General features: G+C 70.0%; 19 protein-coding genes. 12 read left to right on the top strand and 7 right to left on the bottom strand.

All coding sequences use genetic code 11. The features are described 5' to 3' along the window. Positions 1 to 327 precede the first annotated feature (327 nt). From ACFXHE_RS20690 to ACFXHE_RS20680, 3 genes are all read left to right on the top strand, one after another. Positions 328 to 1,749 (top strand): ammonium transporter, encoded by a 1,422-nt coding sequence (locus ACFXHE_RS20690; RefSeq protein ID WP_354846267.1) that lies wholly within the window; start codon positions 328 to 330, stop codon positions 1,747 to 1,749. Further along, entirely contained in the window at positions 1,749 to 2,117 is a 369-nt protein-coding gene (locus ACFXHE_RS20685) for a hypothetical protein (protein WP_379385258.1), read from the top strand. Before ACFXHE_RS20690 ends, ACFXHE_RS20685 begins: the two co-directional genes overlap by 1 nt. Positions 2,118 to 2,226: 109 nt before the next feature. After that, positions 2,227 to 5,058, top strand: coding sequence for a hypothetical protein (locus ACFXHE_RS20680; RefSeq protein ID WP_379385256.1), 2,832 nt, complete (start codon positions 2,227 to 2,229; stop codon positions 5,056 to 5,058). A 33-nt stretch (positions 5,059 to 5,091) separates the two neighbouring features. On the opposite strand, the gene ACFXHE_RS20675 is transcribed toward ACFXHE_RS20680, so the two are convergent. From ACFXHE_RS20675 to ACFXHE_RS20655, 5 genes are all read right to left on the bottom strand, one after another. Beyond that, positions 5,092 to 5,439 carry a hypothetical protein gene (locus ACFXHE_RS20675; RefSeq protein WP_379385254.1) on the bottom strand — a complete coding sequence of 116 codons (348 nt, stop codon included), beginning with the start codon at positions 5,437 to 5,439 and terminating at the stop codon, positions 5,092 to 5,094. Next, positions 5,436 to 6,608, bottom strand: coding sequence for a hypothetical protein (locus tag ACFXHE_RS20670; protein ID WP_379385252.1), 1,173 nt, complete (start codon positions 6,606 to 6,608; stop codon positions 5,436 to 5,438). Before ACFXHE_RS20670 ends, ACFXHE_RS20675 begins: the two co-directional genes overlap by 4 nt. Positions 6,609 to 6,786: 178 nt before the next feature. Further along, positions 6,787 to 7,365, bottom strand: coding sequence for a hydrolase (locus tag ACFXHE_RS20665; protein ID WP_379385250.1), 579 nt, complete (start codon positions 7,363 to 7,365; stop codon positions 6,787 to 6,789). Positions 7,366 to 7,398: 33 nt separating this feature from the next. Next, a complete protein-coding gene (locus ACFXHE_RS20660; protein WP_379385248.1) occupies positions 7,399 to 7,851 on the bottom strand; it encodes a MarR family winged helix-turn-helix transcriptional regulator in 453 nt (150 codons plus the stop codon). 24 nt (positions 7,852 to 7,875) lie between these two features. Then, positions 7,876 to 8,949: an alpha/beta hydrolase gene (locus tag ACFXHE_RS20655; protein WP_379385246.1), complete on the bottom strand. Its 1,074-nt coding sequence runs from the start codon at positions 8,947 to 8,949 to the stop codon at positions 7,876 to 7,878. 137 nt (positions 8,950 to 9,086) lie between these two features. Here ACFXHE_RS20655 and ACFXHE_RS20650 point away from each other — a divergent pair, with 137 nt between their 5' ends. The 7 genes from ACFXHE_RS20650 to ACFXHE_RS20620 all read left to right on the top strand — a co-directional run bounded on the left by ACFXHE_RS20650 (position 9,087) and on the right by ACFXHE_RS20620 (position 15,043). Beyond that, the gene (locus tag ACFXHE_RS20650) at positions 9,087 to 9,572 is read left to right on the top strand and encodes a methylated-DNA--[protein]-cysteine S-methyltransferase (RefSeq protein ID WP_379385245.1); all 486 of its coding nucleotides are present in this window, start codon (positions 9,087 to 9,089) and stop codon (positions 9,570 to 9,572) included. Next, a complete protein-coding gene (locus ACFXHE_RS20645) occupies positions 9,569 to 10,294 on the top strand; it encodes a 2OG-Fe(II) oxygenase (RefSeq protein ID WP_379385243.1) in 726 nt (241 codons plus the stop codon). Before ACFXHE_RS20650 ends, ACFXHE_RS20645 begins: the two co-directional genes overlap by 4 nt. Positions 10,295 to 10,306: 12 nt before the next feature. After that, positions 10,307 to 10,564: an Ada metal-binding domain-containing protein gene (locus ACFXHE_RS20640; RefSeq protein ID WP_379385241.1), complete on the top strand. Its 258-nt coding sequence runs from the start codon at positions 10,307 to 10,309 to the stop codon at positions 10,562 to 10,564. Between the two features lie 34 nt (positions 10,565 to 10,598). Further along, positions 10,599 to 11,723 (top strand): AAA family ATPase, encoded by a 1,125-nt coding sequence (locus ACFXHE_RS20635; RefSeq protein ID WP_379385239.1) that lies wholly within the window; start codon positions 10,599 to 10,601, stop codon positions 11,721 to 11,723. A gap of 33 nt (positions 11,724 to 11,756) precedes the next feature. Next, entirely contained in the window at positions 11,757 to 12,413 is a 657-nt protein-coding gene (locus ACFXHE_RS20630) for a TetR/AcrR family transcriptional regulator (RefSeq protein ID WP_379385237.1), read from the top strand. Between the two features lie 150 nt (positions 12,414 to 12,563). Further along, positions 12,564 to 13,625, top strand: coding sequence for an esterase/lipase family protein (locus ACFXHE_RS20625; protein ID WP_379385235.1), 1,062 nt, complete (start codon positions 12,564 to 12,566; stop codon positions 13,623 to 13,625). 92 nt (positions 13,626 to 13,717) lie between these two features. Then, positions 13,718 to 15,043 (top strand): lipase family protein, encoded by a 1,326-nt coding sequence (locus tag ACFXHE_RS20620; protein ID WP_379385233.1) that lies wholly within the window; start codon positions 13,718 to 13,720, stop codon positions 15,041 to 15,043. On the opposite strand, the gene ACFXHE_RS20615 is transcribed toward ACFXHE_RS20620, so the two are convergent. After that, positions 14,974 to 16,233 carry a PucR family transcriptional regulator gene (locus tag ACFXHE_RS20615; protein WP_379385231.1) on the bottom strand — a complete coding sequence of 420 codons (1,260 nt, stop codon included), beginning with the start codon at positions 16,231 to 16,233 and terminating at the stop codon, positions 14,974 to 14,976. The genes ACFXHE_RS20620 and ACFXHE_RS20615 overlap by 70 nt on opposite strands. Before the next feature lie 159 nt (positions 16,234 to 16,392). Between ACFXHE_RS20615 and ACFXHE_RS20610 the strand changes: the two genes are divergently transcribed. After that, the gene (locus tag ACFXHE_RS20610) at positions 16,393 to 17,022 is read left to right on the top strand and encodes a TetR/AcrR family transcriptional regulator (RefSeq protein WP_379385229.1); all 630 of its coding nucleotides are present in this window, start codon (positions 16,393 to 16,395) and stop codon (positions 17,020 to 17,022) included. Positions 17,023 to 17,062: 40 nt separating this feature from the next. Here ACFXHE_RS20610 and ACFXHE_RS20605 read toward each other — a convergent pair whose 3' ends face one another. Then, on the bottom strand, positions 17,063 to 18,256 hold the full coding sequence (locus tag ACFXHE_RS20605) for a hypothetical protein (protein WP_379385227.1): 1,194 nt from the start codon (positions 18,254 to 18,256) through the stop codon (positions 17,063 to 17,065). 130 nt (positions 18,257 to 18,386) lie between these two features. Between ACFXHE_RS20605 and ACFXHE_RS20600 the strand changes: the two genes are divergently transcribed. After that, the gene (locus ACFXHE_RS20600; protein ID WP_379385225.1) at positions 18,387 to 21,404 is read left to right on the top strand and encodes a helix-turn-helix transcriptional regulator; all 3,018 of its coding nucleotides are present in this window, start codon (positions 18,387 to 18,389) and stop codon (positions 21,402 to 21,404) included.

The following is a 21,404-nucleotide window of genomic DNA, read 5'->3' as shown; positions in this document are numbered from 1 at the left end:
AATGGTCGCCGGTAAGCGACTCCTCAACTCCGTTTCCCCCGTTCGACCGGCCGGTGCTCCCCGTAGCCAGATCGTACGGTAGCGATCGCACCCTGTCGATCGAGTTCCAACCGGTCGGAATTCGCTGAGCGGGTCCATCATTTCGAATGCACGTGCATTCATGACCGAACCATGAAATCCAGATTTAACCGCGTGTAATCGCCGGGAAATGTTCCGGCACAACACTTGGTTCACCCGATGTGACCTTAGACACCTTATGTCACAACGTAATTTAGTGCTGGAGCGAGTCTGGTGCCTGCCCGCTCCGCGGTGAGGTAGCGCTGAACCATGTCACCGTATCCCGACTGGCTGAATCCCGGCGACAATGCCTGGCAGTTGGTAGCCGCGACTCTAGTCGGCCTGATGAGCATTCCCGGTATCGCGATCTTGTACGGCGGTCTGGTGCAACGCAAATGGGCCGTCAATACCATGCTCATGGCGTTCACCGGATTCTCGCTGGTCCTGGTGGTGTGGGTGCTGTGGGGCTTCAAGATGGGGTTCGGCGAGCCCGTCAAACTGGGCCCAGGAATACTGCGGGCCGCAATCGGCAAGCCGCACACAATTCTGAGTTCCAATAATCAAGAGCAGGCCGTGATTCCGCTGCTCGATGGACTCATGCCCAAGTTCCGATTCTCCCAGACCACGCTGGCCTACTTCCAGTTCGTGTTCGCCGGCATCACACCGCTGTTGTTCCTGGGCAGCGTGATCGGGCGCATCAATTTCAAGGTGTGGCTGATCTTCGTCCCGCTCTGGTCGACGCTGGCGTATTCGGTCAATGCATTCCTGATCTGGGGCGGCGGCTGGTGGTCGCAAATGGGTGCTCTGGACTACTCGGGTGGATATGTCATCCACCTGGCCGCCGGCACCACGGGCTTCGTGGCCGCGGCGGTCATCGGCCCGCGGCTGACCCGCGACCGGGAACGGGCGGTGCCCAACAACCTGCCCATGGCCGCGGCCGGGGCGGGCATCCTGTGGCTGGGCTGGAACGGTTTCAACGGCGGCGACCCGTACTTCTCGGGTGCGGATGCCTCACTCGCGGTGATCAATACCAATCTCGCCACCGCGGTCGCGGTGCTGACCTGGGTGATCTGGGACATGCTGGCCGGTCCGTCGCGGCGGCCCAATTTCCTGGGCGCGGTCAACGGCATGATCGCCGGCCTGGTCGCCATCACCCCGGCGGCCGGCTTCGTGAACAGCTTCGGGGCCATGGTGATCGGTCTGATCGCCTCGACCCTGGTGTGGCTGTCCTGGAACAAGCTCGGGCGCACCCGGCTGTTCCGCAAGGTCGACGACACCCTCGGCGTGGTGCACACCCACGGCGTGGCCGGGCTGGCGGGCGGCATGCTGGTCGGTGTGCTGGCCGACCCGAACATCCGGGTGTACCTGGGCACCGGCGGCGCGGCCGACGCCACCTACGGCGGCTGGCTCTACGGGCACAATCCCAAACTGCTGCTCTGGCAGGCGGGTGCGGCCGCGACGGTGATCGTCTGGGATGCGTTGGTCACCTTCGTCATTCTCAAGGTACTGAGCCTGTTCATGAGCCTGCGCATGCCCGACGAAGTGCTCGAGACCGGTGACGTCGGAGCACACGAGGAAGAGGCGTATCCGGACGACACGCTCGTCCACGCGCAACCGTCCGTGCGGAAAGCGGTGCGAACGGAAGCGGCGGTGCGGCAGGACGGAGCGGAGATTCCGGCCAAGGAATCCTGATGTCGGCGCCGCTGCACCTCGGCGGCATGATCGGTTACCACAATATGGACCCGGGCGGCGGTGCGGACGCGAAACTCCTCACGCTGGTGGTGCCGCCCGGCCTGTTCGATCAGATCAAACAGGCCCTCGCCGCCTTCGGTGTGCGGCACATGGTGGTCACCCAGGTCTATCGCGTGGACGACCGTGACAACCGCGTCGAAAGCTATCGCGGACAACGTTTCGAAACCGATGTCTCCGCCGGCCTGCGAGTCGAATTACTCGCCCGGACCGAGGATGTCACCGATCTGGTGCGCATGATCGGCCGGATCGGCTCCAACCACAAAGCCTCCAATATCCAGATCTGGATGATCGACGCCCGCCGGTTGTGAACGGCCGGAAAACTCGATTGCCGCGCTCCCGCCCCGATCGTATGGTCGGGGCGGGAGTGTGCCGTGCTGATTCGGGGCGGCGCGGCAATTCATCGGTGGGAGTTCGGGTTTGGCAGTGCTTTTGGCCTTCGGCATGGTCGCGGAACGTGATCGGCGCGCCTGGCTGGTCGAGACGGGGGAGGCGATCGACCACGACGGGCCCGAGGGTGCGGCGGTCGTCCTGGGCGCACGGGACAGCGATCCCGCCCGCGTGGCCATCGCCTGCGCCGACCTGGCCGGGCTCATCGAGCTCGGCGGCACCGTAATCGCCGGGGCCGGAATCGATCTCGGCGACGGCTTCGTGTCCGCGCGGCTGGCGGGCGCCGGCGGCGACCGGCGGGACGCGGTGCTGGCGGCACTGCGGGTGCTGAAGGTCGGCGGCGGGTGGCGGCTGGGGGAGCGGACGGCGACCCTGGTCGCGCTGTTCGGGGTGACGGCCACCAAACCTGTGGGCGCGGCCGCCGAGCAGGCCATCGGCGAGGGGCGCTGGGCCGCAGTGGTATTGGCGTCCGCAGCGGCGGATCTGCTCGGACCCGAGCAACTGGTGCGTGTGCTCGAGCTGCGCGCGCCCGACGGCATCGATCCGGTGCCCGACGGCGCGGCGTCGGTGCTGGCGGCGAATCTGGCCCGGGTCCTCGAACCCTGTTCGCGCCCACGGCGGCTGGAGCTGGTGCTGGATCTGTGGGAGCAGGTCTGCGCGCGGCAGCGGGCCGTGCTCGACCGCGAGCGGCTGCTGGCGAGCCATGATCTGAGCGGACTGGAGTCGCTGCGCGAACGTTCGAACCGGTTCTACGAGCAGCAGCTGATCGAACTCGCGCAGGGATCGACCCCGGGGCCGCTCACCCTGCCGGCAGCCATTCGATTTCGCCCGACCTGGCGCAATCTCTGGAAGCACTGCGTCGAACGGATGATCCAGGACGCGCTCGCGGCCACCGTGCTGCTGCGGGCCGCGGTCGCGGTGCACGAACTCGGGGTGGTCGCGGGCATCGACCGGGTGCGCGAGGAGATCGCCGTGGTCTCCGGGATGCTCACCTCGCGAGAGATCAAGGCGGCCAGGTATCCCGTCGGCGAGCTGAACGCCCTGCCCGTGCGGCCCGGTGTCCATGTTCGCGAGATCGATGCGTGGCTGCGGCAGCAGCAGCCGCGCAACGCCGCCTACGAACGGTTCGTGCGCGCCCGGATGCGGACCGCGCTGGCCTCCGCGATCGTGGTCGACGAGCGGTGCCGGATGTTGCTCGGCATCGATATCCCCGCACGGTCGTTCCCGGCGGAACACTGGGATTCGAGCTCGCTGCGGGCCTGGCGCGCGGTCGCCGGTTACACCGCGCAGCGGCCGCCCCAGGACTGGCGTTTCGACCCGATGGTGCGCGTCCATGGTCAGCCCGGCCTCGCGGTCCGGCTGGCGGGGGATCCCGCCGCGGCCGAGCATGCCTCCGACCTGCTGTGGCTCGCCGACTTCGCCGATGCCGTGGCACGGGCGCGCGGACATGAGGCCGCCGTGCCGACGAACTACTACCGGGTACCCGACTTCGAGACGAATCCGGCGGCACCGCAACCGGATCCGCTGACGCCGCGGTCGGACTCCATACCGCTCGCGGTCGCCGGAGCCGCCCAGCTGGTCGACCTCGGGGCGACCGTCCCTGCCCGGTGCCGGGACTGGGCGCGCCTGTGCGCCGGATTGGTGGGCAGCGGTGTCGTGGCCGCTGCGCTCACCAGCGAATTCGAGGTCGCCGAACCGGTCCTCGCCCACGACGGTGCCGGGTTGCCCGGGACGTCGCTGCGGATTCAGATCGCCCGCACCGCCACCCGGCTCGCGGAATGGTCGGACCATATGGGCAATTGCATTGCGGGACAGTGGTATCAGAGTCAGGCCGTGCGCGGGCGAAGCATTCTGCTCGGCCTGCGCGACGAGCACGACCACCTTCAGGTCAATGCCGAACTGCGCCGCGCCGGCCGCGGGTGGGCGGTCAGCGAGATCGCCGGACGATTCAACCAGGAAGCCGATCCCGCAGTGCGGCAGGCGGTCCGGGACTGGGCCGCGACCCTCCGCGTCGAGGAGCCGGAACCTGATCCGGTGGAGTTGGTGACTGCCGAGCCGCCCGCTCGGACCCGGCGTTCGGAATCTGATCCGGTCCGTGAGGTCGGTCCCGCACTGCACGAAGCGGTCCGCAAGGCGATGGTCGAGTCGGAAGCCGCCCTGCGCGTCCTCGCCGCCCTGGCCGGGGACACCGACGGCGATCCCAAAACGCTGACCGCCCTGCGCCGTTCGGGCACCGACCGGCTCACCGCCCTGTGCGCAACCTTCCTCGACGCCAACCCCGCCGCTCTGCCCGCTCTCTGGACCGCCGGCGGTAGCCGCCCCCTCGCCGCCGCGATCGAATCCTTGGACGCCGCCCTGCTGACCCGCTACCCCCGCCTGCCCACCGTCACGGCCGACGCACCGGTACCGTCGAAACGGCTGCGCGCCTTGATAAAAGAGCCGGACATCGCCACCGCCCGCAGCGTGGACCTGATCGCCCAGCGCGTCCGCGCCGCCCTCGGCCGCCTCGCCCGCCGCGGCGACCCCGCCCTCACCCACGCCATCACCCGCCACCCCACCCCCGACCTCCTCTGCCCCCTGATCCTCGCCACCACCTGCACCCCCACCCACTCCACCCCGGTGACCGCGATCAGCGCCCCCCGAGCCACCACCGTCCCCGGCTACCCCGCCACCTCCCTCTCCGCCCCCGAGGGCCCCTGGCTCACCGCCTGGCCCGCCGCCCTCGAACTCGGCACCCCCGACCCCGGCCCCGACCACGAAACCTTCTGGTCCCACATAGCCGACCACGGCCTCCTCATCCCCACCGCCTGGCTCGGCTCCGGCGGCTGGCCCGCCCTCTGGTCACGAGCCCACCGGGAATAGCGTCGCCCTCCCTCGCAGATACTCGGACCGCGCTCACGATTGCTGGTTGCTGTTGTTCGCCGTGATCGCATCCGGCGACCGGTCGACAGCTTCGGACTGGTTCTGCGAATCGCCTCGGCGTAGGAGGCGCGTAACCGTGTATGCCACAACGCGGTACGAGAGGTAGGCGGGCACGATCACCAGCAACACGATGCGCAGCGCCATCAGGGTGGCGGCGACCGCCAGATAGTCCACGCTCATGCCGTCGGGGGAGCCGAATCCATGTCGCTCCGACAGTGCCGCCAGGACGGGGCGCAGGGCGAGGTACAGGACGATCGGGATCAGCGGGAGCCGGATGAGACGCCATCCCGCGCGCAGCCACTGGGTGGCGGGAATTCTCATGCGGCGAGCTCCGGGCCGGAGGTGAGGAAGGCGAGTAGGAGGGCGCTGCCGATCACGCCCCCGTTGGCGAAACGCAGGCGGTTGCCGCTGCGCAGGGGGAGGCCGGCGAGGTCGGTGGTGCGGAACAGGCGGGTGAAGATGCCGCGGTGGCCGAAGGCGCGGGCCGGGGCGAGCGCGAAGCCGGTGGCCGAGACCGATATTCCGAGTATGACCGGACCGCTGTCGATGTCGCCGATGCCATCGGAAGCCTGGCCGTACTCGTGGATGGCGCTGAAACCCAGGATGTTTCGCTCCTGGTGGAACAGTCCGGTCGCCAACTCCTCGGCGAGTGCGCGGTTCGCGAAACCGGCGAAATAGGCCCCCAACCCGGTTCCCGAGGCGCGTGGGGCATCGTGCGCGTGCGCGTCGACTCCCATGCGCTGCACCAGCAGTCCGGTGCCTCGATCGATCTGGACCGCGCGGACCTGTTGCGCCCAATGGGCGAGCACCGCCGTGTGGTCGACGCCGGTCGCCCGGCCGTGCACCGCGATGGCTGCGGCGACCGCCGCCACATCGGTGGGATAGGCCTCGCCTGGAAAGGTTTCCAGCAAAGCGGTGGGCGAGGCGAGCAGGCGGCGCTCGTAGGAGGCGACCAGTGCGTCATCCTGGGCTGCGAGGTTGGGCGGGAACGCCGGGTCGACCAGTCGCGCCATCCCGAGCGCGAGCGCGGGATACGAGAGATACGCGTGCCCGTGCGGACTGTCCGGAACCGCCAGCCCATCCTCGCCGTTCCAGGCCGCGGTGAACACGTCCCGCATCTCCGGCCGCAGACTCTTCGCGGCTGCACGAGTCGCGATGGGCGCGAACCGTTCCCGCCATTCCGGGTGCGTCAGACACACCTGAGCCAACCCCAGGGCGGTCATCTGATGCGCGAGCAGTCCCCACATCCCGGTGATCTCCTCACCCGCGCCGCCCTCCCGCAGATGATCATCGGCATGCTCGAACGCCACCAACTCCTCCGCAAGCCCACGCACCCGCCCCGAATCCCCATCGAACCACGCATCGGCATCCCGCCCGCACCACCAGCCCGGCACCAACGCCGCCACCGACGACGCAGCCAGCAGCCCGGCCAGAATCGCAACCCAACGCCGAAACCTGTGTGCTCGAAGTATTTCGATCGGACTCCCCATGAGCCGAACGTACATCCCCGCCAGACCCACTGCGACAACCGTTTTCGCCCCGATCCATCGGCAGCCCGGGACCTCAGTGCGCAGTCGGCAACAAGATCAGGGAGCTCTCAGCGAGGGAAGTCGGACAGATTTCCGCAGTGAGCTCCCTGATCTTGGTTGCTGGATGCTCCTGATACGGTCAGAGCTTGGTGACGGCGTCCAGGACTTCCTCGGTGGTGGCGGTGACGCCGAGACGGGGGAAGATCTTCTCGACGGAGTGGGTGTGGGCGGCGGGGTCGCGGTCGGCGGCGGCGTCGGTGGCGACGATGACGTGGTAGCCGTGTTCGTGGGCGGCGCGGGCGGTGGATTCGACGCCGATGCTGGTGGCGATGCCGCCCAGGACGATGGCGGTGACGCCGCGGCGGCGCAGGTGGAGGTCGAGGTCGGTGCCGTGGAAGGCGCCCCACTGGCGCTTGGTGATCCGGATATCGGTGGGCTGGATGTCGAGTTCGTAGAGGAGCTCGTCCCAGCCGGGCGGCGGGGTGAACGCGCCGGCGGGCTGCATGGTGCGGCCGGGCGGCATGTCGCTGCCGTCCGCGGCGAAGGTGACGCGCACCAGGACGACCGGCAGGCCCTTGTCGCGGAAGGCCTTGGCCAGCTCGGTTCCCCGGCGCACCACCTCGTCCGCGGGGTAGGGCTGGGTGGGGGCGGCGACGATACCGCGCTGCAGGTCGATAAGGACCAGAGCGGTGTTGGGATCGAGCAGGGTGTCGGTCAAGGTGCAATCCTTCTCTGGGAGCGGTGATTCCGGTCAGTCTTCGGTGAGCCGGGCGAGCAGCGGGATCGCGGCGATGAGCGAATCCTGTTCGCCGGGAGAGAGTTTGGTCGTGATCGCGGTGGCCAGCCAGTCTTCCTTGGCGTCGTGCGCCAGCCGCAGCAACCGCTGTCCCGCCTCGGACAGTGACAGCAGCACCTGCCGCTGATCGGTCGGATGCGGCGCGCGCACCACCAGCCCGCGCTCCTCCAGCACGGCGAGGGTGGTGCGCATGGACTGCGGCCGCACCCGCTCGGCCCGCGCCAGATCGGCGACCGACATCGGCCCCTCGTGTCCGAGCCGGCTCAGTGCCACGGCCTGGGAGGGCGTCATCTCGATTCCGGCCCGGGCCGTCCGCAACTGCCGCAGCAGCCGACTTGCGGCCACTCGCAGTTCGCTCGCGGCGGCGGCCACTGCTGCGGCCGACCTGTCCTCTCCGTTCGCGCTCACCGGCCCAGAGTGCCACAAACAAAGTCAAACTTGCAAGTTTGCCTGTCGAATTTGCGATCCGGCGAAGTGGTCGCGGAGGAAGCGGGTGATCTCCGCGCGCGCCGCTCTGGCCTGTGGAACCAGGCCGGGCATCGTGATGAACGCGTGTGTCGCGCCGGGATACTCGGAAAGCTGTGCGGGCGTACCGGACTCGCGCAGCCGCTCGGCATAGCGTCGGCCCTGGTCTGCCAGCGGGTCCAGGATCGGCACCACCACCAGCGCCGGGGCAAGCCCACCGAGGTCGTCGGCATACAGAGGCGATACCGCACGAGGATCGGAGCCGGGCGGTACGGCCAACTGCCGGAACAGGTTCAGCTTCGGCAGGCTGAGCGTCGGACTGTCCGCGTACCGGGAGATCGACGCGTAGTCATCGAACGACCCGGCCAGATCGCTCGCGGGGTTGACCAATACCTGTGCCCGCAGCGTCAGGCCGGACGTCTTGGCGCGGATCGCGGACAGCGCGGTGATCAATGCGCCGGTGCTCTCCCCGGCGACGGCCACCCGTGCGGGGTCGACTCCCCATTCTCCGGCGTGATTCACGATGTGCCGCAGCACATCCCAGCCGTCGTCGGCGGCCGCCGACAGCGGAATCCCCGGCGCGAGCAGGCGATGCTCGACCGACACGACGACCGCGGGCAGCCGCGCCGCGAGATGACTGTTCCCCCAATCGCATTGCGCCGCCGTCCCCGCGAACCCGCCACCGTGGACGTGAACCACCAGTGGCAGCGTGCCGCCGCGTTCGCCCGACGGCCGGTACACCCGGACCGGGATCACGCGATCACCCAGCGCCACCTCCTCCCAATCAATAGTGGTGCCGCGCTTCGGAAAACCGGTGATCACCCGCAGTGCCCGCGACCCGAAGAGACGATTGGCCGCCTCACTGTGTGTGGCCAACTCCGCCGCCGTCAGCGTCTCCCAATCCGGGTCCTTGCGCAGGGCGTGCAGCAGCCGGATACCCAACGGCGGCCGCTCGCCCTCGCCCGCCCGGTTCGTGTCAGTCCTGTCGTATCTGAACATGCCCCTCAGCATCGGCGGCGCGCCGCCGGAGGTATTGGACAAATGTTCCCGTTCCGGGCCGCGGGCCCGGCTGACGTCTGTCCGAATGCCGCCAACGCGATGGCTGATTCCCGCCGGTCATCGGGGATCGGCTGGGCCAGAGTAGGTGAGGAAGAGAGAAGACGACGAAGGAGGAAGCGATGCGCGTGTACACCACGATGGCCAGCCCGGTTGGCGAGTTGCTGCTGGTAGGGGAGCTGCGTGGCGACTCGGTGGAACTGACCGCGGTGTCGATGGCCGGGAGCAAGAGCATGCTCGTGGAGGGGGAGTGGACTGCGGACGCCGAAGCGTTCGCCGAGGTGGTGGGGCAGCTGACCGCCTACTTCGCCGGGGAGCGGAGTGAGTTCGATCTCCGATTCGGCAGCGCCGGAACCGATTTCCAGCGGCGCGTGTGGAGTGCCCTGGAGGAGATCCCCTACGGGACCACCACCACCTACGGGGAGATCGCGGCGCGCATCGGCGCGCCCAGGGCAGCCGTGCGCGCGGTGGGTTCGGCCATCGGCGCGAATCCGCTGCTGATCGTGCGACCCTGTCACCGCGTGATCGGGTCCGACGGCTCGCTCACCGGCTACGCCGGGGGAGTGGAGCGTAAGCAGCAACTGCTGGACCTCGAGCGGGCGGCATGACCACCGCCGCCCTCGGCTCGGTGTGGGCCGGCCGGGTCGCCCAGCAGGAATGGGCGGCCCTGGCCGGTGAGCTCGACGACCACGGCCACGCGCTCACCGGTCCGCTGCTCACCGCCGCCGAATGCCGGACCCTCGCAGGGCTTTACGACGAGGAGGAGCATTTCCGCTCGACGGTCGACATGGCCCGCCACCGCTTCGGCTCGGGCGAATACCGCTACTTCACCCATGACCTCCCGGAGATCGTGGCCGAGCTGCGGTGGGCTCTGTATCCGAAACTGCTTCCGATAGCCCGGGATTGGGCCGCCCGGCTGGGCCGGCCCGGCACCTGGCGGGAACGCCTGGACGAGTGGATCGCCCAGTGTCATCGGGCCGGTCAGGTGAAGGGCTCGCAGATCCTGCTGCGCTACGGTCCCGGCGACTGGAATGCCCTGCACCGGGACCTGTTCGGTGACATGGTGTTTCCGCTCCAGGTCGTGATCGGCCTGGACGCACCGGGCGTGGACTACACCGGTGGTGAATTCCTCATGGTCGAGCAGCGCCCGCGCGCGCAATCCCGCGGCGCGGCCATGGCGCTGCCGCAGGGGCACGGCCTGATCTTCACCACCCGCGATCGCCCGGTGCGCGGCACGCGCGGCTGGTCGGCCGCGCCCATGCGGCACGGGGTGAGCCTGGTGCGGTCCGGTAAGCGCCACACCCTGGGCCTGGTCTTCCACGACGCCTGAGGGGGGAGGGCGATGGCGTACACCCTGCTCGGCGCGGACGGCCGCCCGTATGCCAGCCGGACCCCCGGCGTCCTGGGCGGCCATCGGCGCCTGAAGATCTACGGCCGCCTGGACTGTCCGGCCGCGCTGCGTGCCCTCGCCCGCGGCGGCTACACCGCCCACCGGGTCTTCTTCGCCGACGAGGCCACCGCGGTCGCGGCCGGCTATCGCCCCTGCGCGGTGTGCTCGCGGTCGGCCTATCGGGAGTGGCGGGCCGGACTCACTGACTGATCGAGACCGGTTGGTAGCTAATACGCTGGACCCCATGCTGACCACGTTGGCCGTGGAGAACTACCGGTCCCTGCGCAAACTGCGGGTGCCGCTCGGCCGCCTGAACGTGGTCACCGGCGCCAATGGCAGCGGCAAATCCAGCCTCTACCGCGTCCTGCGCCTGCTGGCCGACTTCGCCCGCAATGGCGCGGTCGCCGGCCTGGCCCGCGAGGGCGGGCTCGAATCGACCATCTTCGCCGGACCCGGCCGCTCCGGACCGAACACCCCGCTCGTACTCCGGGTCGGCTTCGCGGGCGAGGACTTCGGCTACGCCGCCGAACTGGGCCTGCCGATTCCGGGCCAATCGATGTTCAATGCCGACCCCGAGATCAAATCCGAGGCCGCCTGGGCCGGTCCCGTGCTGCGCCCTTCGACCGTGCTCGCCGATCGCGGCGGACCCGTGGTTCGCCTGCGCGACGAGGCCGGCGGCTGGGGCATGGTCCCGCACCCGATGAAACCGTACGACTCCATGCTGTCCGAGCTGGCCGATCCGCAACGCGCGCCGGACCTGCTCGCGCTGCGCGAGCGCATTCGCTCGTGGCGCTTCTACGACCATTTGCGCACCGACGCCGCGGCCCCCGCGCGTGCACCACAGATCGGCACCCGCACCCTGGCCCTGGCCCACGACGGCGCGGATGTGGCCGCGGCCCTGCGGACCATCCTCGAGATCGGTGACGCCGGGGCGCTGGCCGAGACCGTGGACCACGCCTTTCCGGGCAGCCGCGTCGAGATCGTGAATCGTGACGGCCGCTTCGAACTGCTGCTGCACCAGCCCAAGCTCTTCCGCCCCCTGGCCGCGCCGGAACTGTCCGACGGTACCCTGCGCTACCTGCTGCTGGCCGCCGCTCTGCTGTCCCCGCGCCCGCCCCAGCTGCTGGTGCTCAACGAGCCCGAGACCAGCTTGCATCCGGAGCTGCTCGCCCCGCTGGGCCGGCTCATCGCCCGCGCCGCCGAGGACACCCAGCTCGTGGTGGTGAGCCATTCGGACGAACTGATCGGCGTCATCGACGAGTACGCCGACGACGCGACCATGATCGAATTGCTCAAACAGGAAGGCGTGACGACGGTGGCGGGACAGGAAACAGCGGATGAACCGCCCTGGTATTGGCCGGACCGTTAGTCGCTCGGTGACGTGGAAACCTATTCTGGGGACGTGAGTGTGGAAACCATCGGTGAACCGGGACCGCTGCCGCGTGGCCGGCACGGGCTGACCCGCGAACAGGTGGAGGCCTCGCAGTACCGGCGCCTGTGCACCGCCGTGCTGGAGGCGGTGGGTGAGCTCGGCTTCGCGGCCACCACGGTCGCCGATATCGTGACCCGGGCGCAGGTGGCGCGCCGCACCTTCTACGCCGTATTCGGCGGGAAGGACGAATGTTTCGCCGCCGCATACGATCTCGCGGTCGGCGCGGCGCTGGAACAGTTGCAGGAGACCGTCACCGGCCTCGAGGGTGTGAATTTCGCCGACCGGGTGCGGATTTCCTTCGAGATCTATCTCGGCGTGCTGTCCATGCAGCCCGGCGCGGCCCGCGCGCTGTATGTCGAAACCCTCGCGGCCGGACCGGGATTGGTGGAACACCGGCTGCGCGTCCACGAGCGATTCGCGGACTACATCATGGCGGTGGCCCGGGTCGGCGTGCGTGACGGCGATCTGACCGCCGAACCCGATCGGCAGCTGGTCGACATGCTGCTCGGCGGCATCGACGATCGGGTGCGCGCCTGCCTGCACACCAAGGGCGCCCAGGCGCTGCCCGAACTGGCGCCGTTGTTCACCCGCACGGCCATGGCCATTGTGAGCACACCCGCCCCCTGACGGCTGTTGGTCGCCACAATCGCCCGGCATCCACGCCGGGCCGCGCTGTCACCTGGCACAGCGCACGTGACACGGGCCACAGCACGCTCCTACGGTCGCAATCGGATTCGACGCGTTCGGTCGGATCCGCCGGACGCAGTAGGAGATTTCATGAGGCCGACCATCCGTACCCTCGGCAGTGCTGTATTCGCCAGTGCCACCGCCTTCGCTGTCGCGTTCTCGACCGGTGTGGCGCGCTCCGAGCCGGATTCGGTCGCCGACTCCGGCAGCAGTTCCGGCTCGGCGACCGTCAGCACCGCCTCCGACACCGTCGGCGTGGGCCCGGAGATGTCGTCCTTCCTGGCCGCTTTCGGCTACGGCCTGACCCACCCGGATGCCGCGCCGCCCGGATCCAACGACTGGAACTGCAAGCCGACCCCGGAGCATCCCAACCCCGTGGTGCTGGTGCACGGCACCTGGCTCAATACCTACGACAGCTTCTCGTTCCTGTCCCCGCAGGTCGCCCGCGCCGGATTCTGCGTCTACGCCTTCAATTTCGGCCGTGAGACGCCGCTGGCCGGCGGCGGTGTCGGGCCGATCCTGCCGGGCCGCTACGGTGTCGGGCCGATGGAGGACTCCGCCCGGCAGCTCGGTCAGTTCATCGATCGGGTGCTGGCCGCCACCGGCGCGCCCGCGGTCGATGTGATCGCCCACTCCCAGGGCGGACCGGTCACCAGCCAGTACCTGAAATTCGAGGGCGGCCTCGGGAAAGTCGGCAAGGTCATCAGCTTCGGCGCGACCACCCACGGCACCTCGCTGCTCGGCATCGCCACCCTCGGGCGCATCATCACCGATCTCGGCCTGAACATCCTCGGCTTCTACGAGCCGCTGATCGGCCAGGCCAATACCGAGCAGGTCCTCGGCTCGCCGTTCTATGCCAAGCTGAATGCCGACGGCGACACCGTGCCCGGCGTGGCGTACACCGCCGTCGGCACCACTCACGACGAGATCTCCAACCCCTACGAGTGGACCTTCCTCACCCCGGGCCCCGACGCCCCCGTGGAAAACATCACGCTGCAAGAGGATTGCCCCGAGGACGTCTCCGATCACCTCACCATCGTGTATTCGCCCCGGGCGGCCTCCATCGCGCTGCACGCCCTGGACCCGGCCGCCCATCCCGACCTGGTCTGCACCTTCAACCCCTGGATGATCGGCGGCAGCGGGCACATCTGAGCGACGTCCGGGGGCTCTCGCTCCCGAATCACCAGCACGAGGGAGGCCGGGGACTTGCCCCGGCCCTCTGGCTTCTCTCCGAAAGGATCACGATGACGATCGGCGATGCCGTCGAAACCGGCAGTTTCACAATGGAATCCGACCCGCCGCGCGGGCATCCCCTGCTACCCGGTCAGGATCCGTTCTACCGTTCGCCGATCGACCCGGGATCGGTTGCGCCGGGCACGATCCTGCGGTCGCGGCCGGTGCGGCTCGGCCTGTTCGGGCGCATTCCGCAGCGCGTCCGAGCCTGGCAATTGCTGTACCGCAGCACCGATCTCAACGGCCGGCCGGAGGCGGCGGTCACCACCGTCCTGCTGCCCTGGGACGCGGAACCGTCCGCTGACCGCCCGCTGGTGTCGTTCCAGTGCGCCATCGACGCCGTCGCGCCGAAATGCTTCCCCTCCTACGCTTTACAGCACCGCGCCCGCGCGCTGGGCGCCATCCCGCAGGTGGAGTTCCCGCTCATCGCCGCCGCACTGGCCCGCGGCTGGGCGGTCTCGGTGCCCGACCACGAGGGCATCAACGGCCACTTCGGCGCGGCCCGCGAGCCCGGCCACCGCGCCCTCGACGGCCTGCGCGCCGCCCTGCGCTTCGCACCGCTGGGTCTGCATCCGCGTACTCGAATCGGCCTGTGGGGCTACTCCGGTGGCGGTCTGGCCACGGTGTGGGCGGCCGAACTCGCCGCGAGCTACGCCCCCGAACTCGATATCGTGGGCGCGGTCGCGGGCTCACCCGTGGGCGATCCTGCCTCGGCCTTCGTGCGCCTGAACGGTTCTCCCTTCGCGGGATTCGCGATGGTGTTCACCTCCGGGCTGCGCCGCGCCTACCCGGAACTCGATGGCTGCGTCCAGGGCCTGGTGTCGGCGGAGTACCTCGAACTGCTCGACCGCGCCGAATCGATCGCGACGTTCCCACTGCTGGCCCGCTATGCCGGGCGAAATGCCAACCGGCACATCAAAGGTGGCCTCGGCGCGCTGCTGACCCGGCCCGAGATGCGGGCGGTGCTCGACGACATCCAGCCGGGCGCGCAGGCGCCCGCCATGCCGCTGTTCGTGGTCCAGGGCGTCAATGACGAGGTGATCGCGGTCGCCGATGTCGATGCGCACGTGCGGCGCTATCACGCGCGCGGCGCGCATGTCCGCTATCTGCGCGACCGGCTCAGCACGCATCTTCCCTTGCAGTTCATCGCGATTCCGGTGATGGTGGACTGGCTGGCCGACCGCCTGGCCGACCGCCCGCTGCCGCCGTCGGAGGTGCGCACCGTCTGGTCGGTGGCCGCCTCGCGGCGCGCGCTGTCCGAGCACCGTCACTTCGCCGCGCTGCTGGCGACCATGGTGTCCGGCCGCCCGATCCGCACCCGCTCGGACTTCCGGTAGCTGCGGGCCACCAGCGCGGACCGCAGGTACCACAGCCCGGACGGCTGGGCCGGATCGAATCCGGTGAGCTGCCCGATCCGTTTGAGCCGATTGTCGACGGTATTGGTGTGCACGCCCAGCACGCGCGCCGTATGCCGTCGGCTCAGGTCGTTGCCGATATGGCGGCGTAGGGTTTCCAGCAGTTCCGGGTAGGCGTCCAGCGGATCGAGCAGGGTGCCGAGGTATTCGCGGGCCGGGCCCGGCCGGGTCAGCTGGTACTCCATGGCCAGGTCGTCGAAGCGGTGCAGGCCGGGCGCGCACTCCAGGCGGTGCACCATGTCCAGCAGCTCGTGCGCCTGCTCGGCGGCCTCCGGAATGCGGTGCGTCTCGGTGTGGATGACGGTGGCGGTCACCGGAACCTGTGCGGCCGTGGACAATCCGTCGACCAGGTCGCCGATCTCGGCGGGCGTCACGTCGGCCGCGGGCAGCAGCACAGTGCCGCCGTCGGCGCTGAGCAGTGACAGCGCCCGGCCCCGACCGCCGCGGGCCAGCTCGGACTGGACCCGCCGCAGCTTGCGGCGGGCCACCACCTCACCGTCCACCCGGGGATCGTCCTCGCCCGGATGCGACGGAATGCTCAGTGCCAGGACGTAATACGACTCGTCGATCTCGATGCCGCCGGCGCGGGCCATGGTCGAGGCGGGATGCCCGGCCAGCAGGGCCGACGCCACCGTGTGCACCGCGGTGTGATGCTCGGCCACCACCGCCCGGTGCTCGCGCACATAGGACACCGCGAACGCCGAATCCACGATGGCCAGCACCTCGAACAGCCGGCGCGCGGTGACCGCGAGCCGGGCGTAGTCCTCGGGTCCGGTGGCGTCCACGATGAGATCGAAACCCACGGCGAAGCCGTCGTGCACGGCGCGGTGGATGGTCCCGATGGGAATACCCTCGCGCGCCCAGTCCGCGCCCGCGCGCTGCAGCCGTTCGACCTTGGCGCTCACGTCACGGCCCTCCAGCACCCCGGCCGCGAGTTCCAGGCAGGTGCGGGTGACGGCGGTGACCTCCCCGCGCAGCGCGTCCCCGGGCAGGGTGCCGCAGCGGGCCACGTGTTCGGCGAAGTGCGCGACCAGGGCGGCGGATAGGCCGCGCGCATCGCGGAGCGGTCCGGAAATCGGTGCGGCCGTGAGGGGTTGCGTTTCCTTGATCATGCGCGAATCCTCCACAGCTGTCTGGGAACGCAAGCGTTCCTACTGGCCCGTAACAGTAGCGTGGGTCACCTGGCGCGGCAATATCGATTGACCGCTTCCGCCGCGGCCGGCCCATTGTCAGGACCTTTTCCGGCGCGCGTCAGGAGTACGATCGGCCGTATGGAAAGCCTGGTTCCGGCAGCGGACGCCACCGAGATCACCGACAAGCGACTGCTGCGCGGCTCGCGCACCCGCAAGGTGGTGCTCGGCCGGGCCGTGGACATCGCCTCGCTGGACAGTCTGGAGGGCTTGAGCTTCGGTCGCCTGGCCACCGACACCGGCCTCAGCAAGGCGGGCATCCAAACCCTCTTCCGCACCAAGGAAGCCCTGCAGCTCGCCACCATCGACTACTTCCGCACGGTCTTCATCGACACCGTCACCCGGCCCGCCCGGGCGAAACCCCGTGGCGCCGAACGCCTGCGGGCCCTGATCGAGCTGTGGATCGACTACGCCGCCGGCCCCTGCTTCGAGGGCGGCTGCTTCCAGTCCGCGAACCTGGCCGAATTCGACAGCCGCCCCGGGCCGGTGCGCGACGCGCTGGTGGCCAATCAGCAGGACTGGCTGGACCTGCTGGCCGGTGAGCTGTCCTACGCCTGCGACCACGGCGAAATCGCCGCTCTGGACGCCGATCTGGCGGCTTTCCAGATCGACGCGGTGCTCGCAGCGGCGAATACCGCACTGCGCCTGGGGGACGACAGTGCGGTCTCGAAGGTGCGCCGGACCGTCGAGGGCTTCCTGGCCACACCCTGATCAGCGGCTGCGGCCCTTCGGTTTCGGGCCCCGCGCACGATCAGCAGCCGGGCTTGGTCCAGAACGCCGTGCCCTCGACCTGCACTACCGGGCATGCGGTCTTGTCCCGGCTGCGTCCGGCATTGCTGTCGACCGTGCTCACGAGGGCGTCGGCGCGGGCCCGGCCCATCAGCGGGTGATTCTTCAGGACCGCGTCGACGGTGCCGCCGTCCGCGTCGATGGTGAACGGGCAGGACACCGTCGCCATTCCGTTTCCCGGCATCGGCTGGACGCCGGTGCACAGCGGTGTGGGCATGACGATCCCGTTGACACTGAGCACCATCTGGTACCACACGGAGATGTCGTCCGGGTGCGACGCGGGGATCGTCGCCGCGCCGAAAGGCTGCCGTGCGCTGGTCAGGGTTTCGATCGCGGTGCAGTCCGGTCCGCACGGGTCGCTCCAGCCGCCCGCGACGGTGATCTTGGTTTCCGAGTCGGTGGCGTTCTCGGTCGCGGCGGCCGCGGTCCGGAGGTCGCGGTAGAGCCCGGCCACCTCGTCGGCGCTCAGGGGCGCCACCCGGATGTCGAAGGCCGGCTCGGTAATTCGATCGACCTGGCCGGAGCTCACATACGTGGTGACGGCGCCGCTGATGATCGGGGTGGACCGGTGGCCGTCGATGGTGATGGGCACGCCCGCCGTGACCGGCCGGTGCGCTTCCTCATTCGGGTCCAGATGCCGCCCGAGGGTCGAAGGAGTCAGGGTCGCCGGCAGGTCGAGGCCGCCGATCGCCGGGGGTTCGAGCAGCTGCTGGCCGTCGGAACGGGCAGCGTCGTCGGCGGAGAAGCCGTAGGCGATCCAGGCCTCGGTGTTGCCCCGCACGAAGGTCTTGTCGCCGATTCGCTGGTACGACAAGGCTTTTCCAGGAGCGAATTCAAGAGTCCCGGACGCGTCACCGACATTCGTGACCCGCAGGTCCACGGTCGCCTGCTTGCCGTCCTGCCCGGTCAGGCGGCCGGTGTAGTGCACTCCGGGCGCATTGATCAGGGCCAGCCGGGCGCTGTTCAGATCCGCGCGCGTGGCCGCCGCCGGCGACCGGTGTGACTGTCCGATGAGCAACCATCCCGCGATCGCGAAACCCGCCACCAGGACCACGACCAGGAACAGGATCACCGGCCACCAACGCCGGCGATCGCCGGGATCCGCCGCGGCCCACATTCCGTGCACCGACTCCACTGCCGGGTTCTCGACTTTCATTCCTGCCCATCCACATACCGATAGCTCACGCGTTAGCGCCGCGTGCACTATAAGCCGCCCGAAGCTGTGAACGGGGTGCGAAATGGCCTGTCGAGTGGGCGAATTGTGACAGTCACGGCATGATCGGGGAGTGGTGAGTTTTCCCGGCAGCAGTGTCCTCGTTGGGCGGGCGGCAGAGGTGTCCGCGCTGGTCGAGGCGGTGGGTGATCCCGGTACACAGACGGTATTGATCGCGGGGGAGGCCGGGATCGGGAAATCCCGGCTGGTAGGGGAGTTCACCGAGCGTTTGGACTCTCGGGCGATGGTGCTGCTCGGTCGCTGCCCGGAGCTGGGGACCGGGGGCGTGGCCTACGCGCCGTTCCTGGCGGTGCTGCGCGGGCTGGTGCGGCAGCTCGGCGGCGAGGCAGTGGCCACGCTGCTGCCGCCGCATCCGGCGCTGGCGAACTGGCTGCCGCAGTTGGCCGTTCACACCGGTGGGGCCGCCCCGGAGGCCGACCGCATCCGCCTGTTCGGCGAAATCCTCACGCTGCTGGAGCAACTGGCCATGACCCGGCCGGTGGTGCTCATCCTCGAGGATCTGCACTGGGCCGATGACGCCAGCCGTGAACTGCTGAGCTTCCTGGCCGCCAATCTCGCCGACGCGGACGCCCTGCTGGTCGGCACCTACCGTCCCGGCGAGGCCGGACCGCTGCGCGGCCTGGTCGCCGAACTGCGCCGCAATCCGGGCGTGCGGGTGCTGGAACTGCACCCGCTGACCCGCCACGAGGTGGGCCGCCAGCTCGCCGCCCTGCTCGCCCGCGAACCCGAACCCCGGCTCATCACCAAGGTTTTCGAACGCAGCGGCGGCAACCCGCTGTTCGTCGAGGCGCTCGGCCAGTGCCCCGACCAGCTGCCCGCCGATCTGACCGATCTGCTGCTCGGCTTCCAATCCGGCCTCTCCGCAGACGCTCTCGCCGTGGTCCCCCCGGCCGCCGTCCTCGGCTCCCCGATCCACCACGAACTGCTGGCCGCCATCGTCGACCTACCCCCGGACGAACTGGACCGCGCCCTACGGGAATTGGTCGACCGCCACCTGCTGCACACCACCGAGACCGGCTACGAATTCCGGCACGGCCTCATCCGCCAGGCCATCTACGACCGGCTGCTGCCCGGCGAGCGCACCCGCCTGCACGCCCGTGCGGCCGCAGCGCTGCGCGCCCACGGCGAGGCCCTCGACGCCGAATCCCGCGCCGACCTGGCCCGCCACGCCCGCGCCGCCGGGGATCTGGAGCAGGCCCTGCGTGCCTACTGGTCGGCCGCCACCGCCGTCCCCGCCACCCACCCGGAACGCCTCCGGCTCCTCGAACAGATCCTCGTCCTCTGGGATCGGGTGCCCGATGCCGAACAGATCCTGCCCACCACGAAACTGGCTGTCCTGGAACAGATCGTCGACGTCGCCGTGGCCTGCGGCGCGACCGAGCGCGGCATCGCCGCCGCCGACGCGGCGCTGGCCCTGCTCGACCCCACCGGCGACATCGCCCCGGCCGAGTCCGCCACCGGAAGTGCCGAGTCGAGGTCGGGCCGCCGCTCGGCCGGCCGGGACGACGGCGAGCGCGCCACCGATGCGGACGCCTGCCGGTGCGAGGTCGAGCGGGTGGCGCGGATGTATCGGCGGCGGGCGTACCTGCGGGGGACCACCGGAGCCGGACCGGGAACAGATCTGGTGCGGGCACTGCAGCTGTTGCCGGTGGCGGGTGCCGGTGCGGAGCGGGCGGAGGCGCTGGTGCAATCGGCCTCCGCGCGGATCTTCCGAGGGGACGCCGCCGGGTCGGCGTCGGACGCCCGTGCGGCGCTGGTTATCGCCCAGCGACTGGGGGCGGACGCCCTCGTGGCGCGGGCGCACGCCCATCTCGGGCTGGCGGGGGCCGCCGCCGCGGAGGTGGCGGGGGATGGTTCATCCGGGCCGGAATCGGCGGCCGCGAACGAAACCGACTGGGCGCTGGATCATTTCGCCGAAGCTCATCGCGCGGCCGCCGCGGCCGGGGACGCGCGGATCGTGGTGGATGTCGCCACCTGGGAATCGGCGGTGCTGGTCGCGGCCGGGCGGTACGACGCCGCCATCGCCGCCGTCCGGCAGGGGCTGCGGGCCGCGCACGAGTCGTTCCGGTTCTCCGAGTCCGCGCCGATCCTGTTCGTCAAATGGGCGCAGGCGCTCGCCGCGCTCGGCCGCTGGGACGAGGCCCGGGCCGTGGTCGACGAGACGCAGTTCGACCAGTTGCCGCCGCTCAGCCGGGCGGCGTTGACCCTGTGTCTCGCCCGAATCTCCCTGGCGGAAGGGAACATCGGCGCGGCGCGGGAAGCGGCGACCGAGGCCGGGCGGTTGCTGGGTGACAGCCGGTGGGCCGCGCAATATCGGCTCGAACTCGTCGCATTGACCTGCGCCGTGGACTCGGCGGCGGGCGACGAGACCGGGGCGGCGGCGGTGCTGGCCGGCGTGCTCGCCCAAGGGGACGGTGCCGCAACCCTGTTCGCGCATCCGCACGACGCATGGCCGCTGGTGGCGCTGGCCGCCCGAACCGCCGGAGCGCCCGCGGAACTGCTCGCCCTGGGTGACACGCTGCCCGCGGTGTCGCCGGTCGATGCCGCCTATCGTGCCGTCTTCACCGCGCGGCTGACCGGTTCGGCGGCGCGCTGGTCGGTGGCGGTCGCCGCCTGGCGCGCCGTCGAGCGGCCGCACGAGATCGCCGCCGCGCTGCTGGACGCGGCGGAATCGTATGCGGCCGAAGGGAATCGAGCGGCTGCGGACCTGGCCGTGCGCGAGGCCGCCGAGATCGCGGCGCGGCTGGGTGCACTGCCGCTGCAGGAGGGGGCCGCACGGCTGGCCGACCGGGCCCGCCTCACCGCCGGGCGAACGGCGGAAGCGCCGAAACCGCACGGCGGCACCGTGCCCGGCCGGCACGGCCTCACTCCGCGCGAGCTGGAGGTGCTGCGACTGGTCGCCAAGGGCATGAGCAATCGCGGCCTGGCGGCAGAGCTGTTCATCAGCGCCAACACCGCCGGTGTGCACGTCTCCAGGATTCTCACCAAGCTCGGCGTGGCCAGCCGGACCGAGGCCGCCGCCTTCGCACACGACCACGGCCTGCTGGCGTCCTCCGGTGACAACGACTGA

The sequence above is a fragment of the Nocardia sp. NPDC059229 genome (assembly GCF_042754165.1).
Lineage (GTDB): Bacteria > Actinomycetota > Actinomycetes > Mycobacteriales > Mycobacteriaceae > Nocardia.
The sequence above is the reverse complement of the archived record's forward strand: the minus strand, read 5'-3'. Positions and strand labels throughout refer to the sequence as shown.

What these genes read in the sequence shown, in the direction of transcription:
- ACFXHE_RS20620 (WP_379385233.1), top strand. Translation starts at nt 13,718, where the DNA reads ATGACGATCGGCGATGCCGTCGAAACCGGCAGTTTCACAATGGAATCC.
- ACFXHE_RS20605 (WP_379385227.1), bottom strand. Translation starts at nt 18,256, where the DNA reads ATGAAAGTCGAGAACCCGGCAGTGGAGTCGGTGCACGGAATGTGGGCC.
- ACFXHE_RS20670 (WP_379385252.1), bottom strand. Translation starts at nt 6,608, where the DNA reads ATGGGGAGTCCGATCGAAATACTTCGAGCACACAGGTTTCGGCGTTGG.
- ACFXHE_RS20645 (WP_379385243.1), top strand. Translation starts at nt 9,569, where the DNA reads ATGACCACCGCCGCCCTCGGCTCGGTGTGGGCCGGCCGGGTCGCCCAG.
- ACFXHE_RS20690 (WP_354846267.1), top strand. Translation starts at nt 328, where the DNA reads ATGTCACCGTATCCCGACTGGCTGAATCCCGGCGACAATGCCTGGCAG.
- ACFXHE_RS20685 (WP_379385258.1), top strand. Translation starts at nt 1,749, where the DNA reads ATGTCGGCGCCGCTGCACCTCGGCGGCATGATCGGTTACCACAATATG.
- ACFXHE_RS20650 (WP_379385245.1), top strand. Translation starts at nt 9,087, where the DNA reads ATGCGCGTGTACACCACGATGGCCAGCCCGGTTGGCGAGTTGCTGCTG.
- ACFXHE_RS20610 (WP_379385229.1), top strand. Translation starts at nt 16,393, where the DNA reads ATGGAAAGCCTGGTTCCGGCAGCGGACGCCACCGAGATCACCGACAAG.
- ACFXHE_RS20675 (WP_379385254.1), bottom strand. Translation starts at nt 5,439, where the DNA reads ATGAGAATTCCCGCCACCCAGTGGCTGCGCGCGGGATGGCGTCTCATC.
- ACFXHE_RS20615 (WP_379385231.1), bottom strand. Translation starts at nt 16,233, where the DNA reads ATGATCAAGGAAACGCAACCCCTCACGGCCGCACCGATTTCCGGACCG.
- ACFXHE_RS20640 (WP_379385241.1), top strand. Translation starts at nt 10,307, where the DNA reads ATGGCGTACACCCTGCTCGGCGCGGACGGCCGCCCGTATGCCAGCCGG.
- ACFXHE_RS20635 (WP_379385239.1), top strand. Translation starts at nt 10,599, where the DNA reads ATGCTGACCACGTTGGCCGTGGAGAACTACCGGTCCCTGCGCAAACTG.
- ACFXHE_RS20625 (WP_379385235.1), top strand. Translation starts at nt 12,564, where the DNA reads ATGAGGCCGACCATCCGTACCCTCGGCAGTGCTGTATTCGCCAGTGCC.